This is a genomic window from Bradyrhizobium sp., from assembly GCF_049512235.1.
Classification (GTDB): Bacteria; Pseudomonadota; Alphaproteobacteria; order Rhizobiales; family Xanthobacteraceae; genus Bradyrhizobium.
This window is the reverse complement of sequence record NZ_JBEKXH010000376.1, coordinates 1-6,246: the sequence shown is the minus strand read 5'-3', so window position 1 is coordinate 6,246 and position 6,246 is coordinate 1. Positions and strand designations below refer to the sequence as shown.

Here is a 6,246-nt window from a genome sequence, read left to right as displayed (position 1 = left end):
AGATCAGCGCGGCGTGGATGGTCTCGCCGACTTCGCGCCGCAGCGGCCTCGCCAGCACCCGCGCGGCGCTGCGCCGGCCGAGATAGGCCTCGAGCACCGCGCTCAGCGTGGCACGCGCCACAAGGACGGCGAGCGGCGCCGCGGCGAACCGTGCCGCCAGGCGCAGCTGGTCCGCCTCGACGGCCGTGAACGGACCCGACGCGATCCACCCGAGTACGGGCCGGTCCGGGCCCGACCCGATGATGTCCTCATGCACCGGCCCGGCCCCGAGCCCGGCCAGCCAGCTCCGGCCGGGATCGCCAGGCGGACCCGCCGGCGCCGCGGCTGCGACCTCCGCCGCGAAGCCGAGGGCTTCGATCACCGCGCCGGTTTCGGCCCGCCACAGCCAGGTGCGGCGAGCGATGATCGGGTGCGGCACGGCCAAGGTCAGGGTGCCCGCCGTGAGCGGCACGCCGTCGGCGACGAGGCGCGTGCCGAGCTCCGCCAAAAATCGGTCGGCGCCCGCCGCCGCGCCGGCGGCGTCGACGAGCCAGGCGAGCGTCGAGGACAGCTGCATGCTTCGATCATGCGGCCGCAGCCGGGCATTGTCACCCGCTGCGCCAGCGCCAGCTTGATCTTGCCCAACAATATGTTTTCATGCGGGATGGATACCATGCTCGACCCCCTCGCCAACCCGACGCGGATCCTGGCGCGGGAGCGGGTTGCCGGCGACTATCCCAGGGAGACCTCCGAATGACTGAACCGCTTGTGGTCCGGCGCGAGACGCAGATCGCGGCCGCGCCTGCCACGGTGTTCGCCTTCTTGACCGACCCCGAGAAGATCCTGCGCTGGATCGGCACCGAGGCGACGATGGAGGCCCATCCGGGCGGGCTCTATTTGATCAACGGCATCGGCGCCCGAGCTGCGCGCGGCGCTTTCCGCGAGGTCGTACCGGTCCACCGCCTCGCCTACAGCTTCGGCTGGGAGGGCGACGAGGCCGTGCCCCCGGGATCGAGCCTGATCGAGATCGACCTGATCGACAAGGATGGCGGCACGCTGCTCTGCATCACCCAAACGGGCCTGCCCGACGCCGCACAATGTGCTCTGCATGCGCAGGGCTGGGAGCATTACTTCGGCCGGTTGGCCGTAGCCGCCGCCGGCGGCGATCCCGGTCCCGATTCAGGCTCCCGTCCGCCATGCGGTACGGCGTGACGGCGGCTGCCGGCGGAGCCCTTTCCCCGCCTGAGCAGTCCATTTCATCCAGCAAATTCCGGCGTCGAGAAAGACCATGACTGCAGAACTCCTGAGCGGCGATTTTGAAGCGGCACGTCGTGCGCCGCAGTTCGCGGATGAGGCCTGATGATTTCAAGACTCGTCGTCGCAGCCGCCGCGGCGATTTGCGTTGCGATCGGGCTTATCGAACTCCAGGATGCCAACACGGGCCTGCGCATCGTCCGCACCGAAGCCGGCCAGACGCCGGTCACGGTTTTTCATCCGCAAGCGACCGGGCCCGCCCCGGTGGTCGTGATCGCGCACGGCTTCGCCGGCTCGCAGCAATTGATGCAGCCATTCGCCGAGACGCTGGCGCGCAATGGCTATATCGCCGTTACCTTCGATTTCCTCGGCCATGGCCGCAATCCCCTGCCGATGCGCGGCGACATCACCGAAGGCCTGAGCATCACCTCGCAGCTCCTGAGCGAGCTCGGCGAGGTCGCCACCTACGCGCGGGCCTTGCCGGAAAGCGATGGTCGCCTCGGGGTGCTCGGCCATTCGATGGCCTCCGACATCGTGGTGCGCTATGCGCAAGCCGATCCGGAGGTGCAGGCAACCGTTGCGGTCTCGGTATTCTCCCCGGTCGTCACCGCCTATAGCCCGCGCAATCTCCTGGTGATCGTCGGCGCCCTGGAGCCCGCGATACTGCGCAACGAGGGGCTGCGCATTGTCGGTCTCGCCGCCGCTGGCAAGGCGGTCGCGGGCGAGACCTATGGCAGCTTTGCCGACGGCACCGCGCGGCGGCTGGTGCTGGCGCGCGGCGTCGAACACATCGGCGTGCTCTACAGCCACGACAGCATGGTGGAAGCCTTGCGATGGATGAACGAAGCATTCGGGCGGCAGCAACAGGAGTTCGTCGACAGCCGCGGGCGCTGGCTGGCGCTGCTATTCGCCGGCATCATCGCGCTGGCCTGGCCGTTGTCGTCGCTGCTGCCGTCAGCGAGCGAGACCTATTGCGGCGCCGGCCTGGGCTGGGGCAGGCTTCTCATCGCTGCCGTCGCGCCGGCGCTGTTGACACCGCTCTTGTTGTGGAAGATGCCGACCGACTTCCTGCCGATCCTGCTCGGCGATTACCTGACGCTGCATTTTCTGCTTTATGGTGTACTCACCGCGGCGTTGTTGTTTGCTTTGCACGGGCGGCCAAACCGGCCGCAACGATCGGCGGTATCGTGGCAAAACCTGGCGATCGCCGCGCTCGCGATTGCCGCCTATAACATCATCGCGTTCGGCTGGCCGCTCGACAGTTACGTCTTTTCATTCTGGCCGATCCCGGCGAGAATCCCGCTGATCGCCGCGATTGCCTGCGGCACCCTGCCCTACTTCATCGTTGACGAATGGCTGACCCGCGGCGCGCAGGCCCGGCCTGGGGCCTATGTGCTGAGCAAATTCTGTCTGCTCACCTCGCTCGCCATTGCCATCGTTCTCAATCCGCCAAAACTGTTCTTCCTCGCCATCATCGTACCGGCGATCCTGCTGTTGTTTCTGGCGTTCGGGCTGATCAGCCGCTGGAGCTACCGGGCGACCCGCCATCCGCTGCCGGGCGCCATAGCCAACGCCGCGGTGTTCGCCTGGGCCATCGCGGTGACCTTTCCGATGGTGGTGCGATGAATTCCATGATCTGCTTCGATCGAAAACAGATGCATCAACCTGCAGAGGCCCCATGTTTCATCCGGAACGTATCGATGTCGCCTTCTACGCCTCGCGCGTCGATGCATGCTTCGTCGGCGACGAACGCGTGCAGCCGCAAGCCGGCGATTTCCACGGCGGCTGGATTACCGCGCGCATCACGGGGCCGTTCAAGGGCGCGCCGGGAACGCAGGCGTGGTAGCCCCGGCCGAACCGACTTCGCCGCTATGGTCGCCCGCGCTTGCCGCGGCCGCGCCGCGCGAACTCTGCACCGATTGCGGCATCTCGCGCTCCAGCGATCCCAGACAATGCGGCCAGGCCTGCCAGTTCATCAAGCCGGACTATGCCGCGCTCGAAGCGCGCGTCCATGGCCGTGAGCGCGACGCGCGGCGCCCCGACGAGATGTTCTTCGGTCCGTTCCGCCGCATGCTGCGCGCGGCCATGTTGAAGCCGCGAGAGGGCGCGCAATGGACCGGCATCGCAACCCGGATCGGCGAGCGGCTGTTGGAAACCGGCGCGGTCGATGCCGTGCTGACCATGGCGCCTGACAAGGACGATAAATGGAAGCCGGTGCCCGTGCTGGTCACCGCAGCCTCAGGCATGGCGCAATGCCGTGGCATGCGGATGGGCTACGCGCCGCTCCTGGCGCTGTTGGAACCGGCACGGGCGCGCGGCTTTACCCGGCTTGCGGTGATCGGCATTCCCTGCCAAGTCTACGCCCTGCGGGCGCTGGAAGAAAAGCTCGGTTTCGAGCGGCTTTACGTGGTCGGCACACCCTGCTCGGACAACACCAAGACCGAGAATTTCCACCGCTTTCTCGATCTGCTCGCCGACGATCCGGACAGCATCACCTATCTTGAATTCCGCGCCGACTATCACGTCGAGCTTCGTTTTCGCGACGGCCGCGTCAAGGAAATCCCGTTTCTGCAATTGCCGATCTCAAAACTGCCGCCGGATTTCTTTCCGATCACCTGCCGCACCTGCGTCGACTACACCAACGTGCTGGCCGACATCACCGTCGGCTATATGGGCGGCGAGGGCGAGCAATGGCTTCTGGTGCGCAACGCCCGCGGCGAGGAACTGCTCGGCCTGCTCGGCGATGAAGTGACGACGCGTGCGCCCGGCAGCGCCGGCAAGCGTGCCGGTCCGGTCAAGGGCTTCCTGAAGAATGTCGAGCTGGCCGCCGGCGGCCTTCCCTTGCGCAGCATGCCGAACTGGCTGCGGCCGATCATGGGCTGGCTGATGCCCAGGATCGGTCCGCGCGGGCTGGAATTCGCCCGCGCCCGCGTCGAGATGAAAGCGGTCGAGACCGTGCTGCATCTGCGCCGGCAATACCCCAAGCGCGTGAAGAACATGGTGCCCGCCCATGTCTGGGCGCTGGTGAAGCCGTACGGTATCGAGCCCGGGAGCGGCGAGCGGCGGTAGGCCCGCGAGCCGGAACAAGCCCGACGCTGCCCCGTTGACTGCCGCCGGCGCCGACCGGATGTCTCGCATCGGGTTGCGGCGTCGCTGTTCACGGAGGAGAGAATGCTGGATCAACAGGTTCTGGATGATCTGAAATCGCTGCACACCGCCGCGATCGACGCGCGCAACGGCTACCAGGAAGCGCTCGAAGACGCCGAAGGCAAGGGCATGACGCCGCTGTTTTCCGAACTGGTCGCGCTCCATGAGAGCCATGCCGAAGCGCTGGCGCGAACGCTCGGCGCGGCCGGGGAGAAGGCCGATGACGAAGGCTCCTTCATGACCACGGTGCACAAGACCATCATGGATGTGCGTTCGCTGTTCAACGGCCTCGATGCCAGCGTGTTGCCAGGCCTGATCGACGGCGAAAAGCGCAATGTGGCGAAATACGACAAGGCACTGCGGGATGGCAGGCCGCCGGCCGAGATTGCAAGTCTTTTGACGGCACAGCGCAGCGCGCTGGCGCGAAAGATCCTGGAGATGGAGACGCAGAAAGCGGCGAGCAAGCAATCGGCCGCATAAGGGGCAGCATGACGAAGAGAAAAGGATCGGGAGCCCGCGGGCTCCCGATCGCCATCGCATGGAAACATTCCCGGTGCTACTTGAAACGCTACTTGGCCTGATCGGTCGGCTGACCAGTCGATCCGTTCGCCGGACCCACGCCGGTATCCGACGATGTCGGTGCGGCGCGCGTGTCGGGCGCGGGGTTGGCCGGCTGGTACGGTTTGGGCTGGTTCGCCATGCCCGGCGATTGCGCCATGCCGGTGGTGTTGCCACCGACCGGCGTCGGCATCTGCGCGGTCTCGGTTCGCGATTTGCCGTGGTAGCCGGCTGCGAGCAGACCCATCATGGCAAGGGCCAGCACGGCAAACCCGATCAACTCGGTGCCGGCACTGCTGCGCGGCGCGGCGGTCCGCGACCCCTCCCCTTGCAGCGCCGCCGCCGCGATTTCGCGGTTGGTGCGCGAGCGAAGGAACTGGATGAAGGCGCCGGCTATGATAAACACCGTCGCCGCCAACGTGAAAAACATCAACCAGCTGATTGCATTGTCGCCCTGCATTGCGCTCGCCTCCGTCTGTCAAACCGCTACGACAATGCGATGTGATTTCGATTGTTCCGGCCTGGATCGCGCGATTTTAGCCGACCGCGGGCTTCTCGCACCGAAGCTGCCGATGGCACTCCGGACCGCAATGCGATATTGACGCATCCAGTGTCAGCTCAATCCGATCTTCGCGGCAAGGATGGCTGCCACAGACGACCAGCACGGCGGCGGTGTGTCAGGCAGGCACGCCGCAATCGACAGCCACGGGCCGCGCTGACAAGCAGGGCTATCCAGGCGATTGGGAAAGTTGTGTCCCCGAAAGACAACAACTTTTCCCTGTTAAGCCCTGTTAATGCAGGAGCGGAAACAGGGGCGTCCAGGTTTGTGTTAGATTCGCAAGCTTAAGCCAAAGGCGTTCTTCGCGCCGCGCCCGCCCCATAGCTTGAGATGATTCTTAAGTTGGTGGGCACGCCACCGGTTCGCGCATTCGCGCGACCCGGCGGCTTTGCCCACCCTGCAAATTTCCGATGCACTTTTCAAACAGCCACGAAAGAATAGTCTGAGATCGTCGTTGCGAGCGTTAGCGAAGCAATCCAGCTTTGCCGCCGCGGAGAGAAAGCTGGATTGCTTCGTCGCAATGGCTCCTCGCAATGACGGTGGTTCTAAATATGCGTTCGCAGCCCCGCGGCGCGAGGCGCCCGGGCTTTGCCAGGAAACTCATCGCCCCGAGAGAACAGAGGGCGCGGGGAATGCCGGATGCCCAGTGGCACCCGCAGCCTCGCGTGCAGAAAACGGCCATCACGCACACGAGTATTCACAGCGAGGCACCGGAAAACACCCGGCATTCCCGCACGCAATGGTTTTAC

Annotated in this window: 6 protein-coding genes and 2 pseudogenes; 6 read left to right on the top strand and 2 right to left on the bottom strand. The window is 65.7% G+C overall.

The features are described from left to right. Window positions 1–556: pseudogene (locus ABSG20_RS26785) on the bottom strand (adenylate/guanylate cyclase domain-containing protein); the annotation flags it as partial. A gap of 9 nt (window positions 557–565) precedes the next feature. On the opposite strand from ABSG20_RS26785, the gene ABSG20_RS26780 reads away from it, so the two are divergent. The 6 genes and pseudogenes from ABSG20_RS26780 (at window position 566) to ABSG20_RS26755 (ending at window position 4,860) form a co-directional block, all read left to right on the top strand. Next, on the top strand, window positions 566–736 hold the full coding sequence (locus ABSG20_RS26780) for a hypothetical protein (protein ID WP_423867498.1): 171 nt from the start codon (window positions 566–568) through the stop codon (window positions 734–736). Then, the gene (locus tag ABSG20_RS26775; protein WP_423867497.1) at window positions 733–1,191 is read left to right on the top strand and encodes an SRPBCC family protein; all 459 of its coding nucleotides are present in this window, start codon (window positions 733–735) and stop codon (window positions 1,189–1,191) included. The genes ABSG20_RS26780 and ABSG20_RS26775 overlap by 4 nt, the downstream gene beginning before the upstream one ends. A 147-nt stretch (window positions 1,192–1,338) precedes the next feature. Then, window positions 1,339–2,859, top strand: a complete 1,521-nt coding sequence (locus tag ABSG20_RS26770) for a dienelactone hydrolase family protein (protein ID WP_423867496.1) — start codon at window positions 1,339–1,341, stop codon at window positions 2,857–2,859. 49 nt (window positions 2,860–2,908) lie between these two features. Continuing rightward, window positions 2,909–3,079 (top strand): annotated as a pseudogene (locus tag ABSG20_RS26765) (DUF427 domain-containing protein); the annotation flags it as partial. Next, complete coding sequence (locus ABSG20_RS26760) at window positions 3,073–4,302, top strand: Coenzyme F420 hydrogenase/dehydrogenase, beta subunit C-terminal domain (protein WP_423867495.1); 1,230 nt, start codon at window positions 3,073–3,075, stop codon at window positions 4,300–4,302. The pseudogene ABSG20_RS26765 and the gene ABSG20_RS26760, both read left to right, overlap by 7 nt. A 102-nt stretch (window positions 4,303–4,404) precedes the next feature. Continuing rightward, window positions 4,405–4,860: a PA2169 family four-helix-bundle protein gene (locus ABSG20_RS26755; protein ID WP_423867494.1), complete on the top strand. Its 456-nt coding sequence runs from the start codon at window positions 4,405–4,407 to the stop codon at window positions 4,858–4,860. A gap of 88 nt (window positions 4,861–4,948) precedes the next feature. Here ABSG20_RS26755 and ABSG20_RS26750 read toward each other — a convergent pair whose 3' ends face one another. Then, window positions 4,949–5,398 carry a hypothetical protein gene (locus tag ABSG20_RS26750; RefSeq protein ID WP_423867493.1) on the bottom strand — a complete coding sequence of 150 codons (450 nt, stop codon included), beginning with the start codon at window positions 5,396–5,398 and terminating at the stop codon, window positions 4,949–4,951. Between the last annotated feature and the right edge of the window lie 848 nt (window positions 5,399–6,246).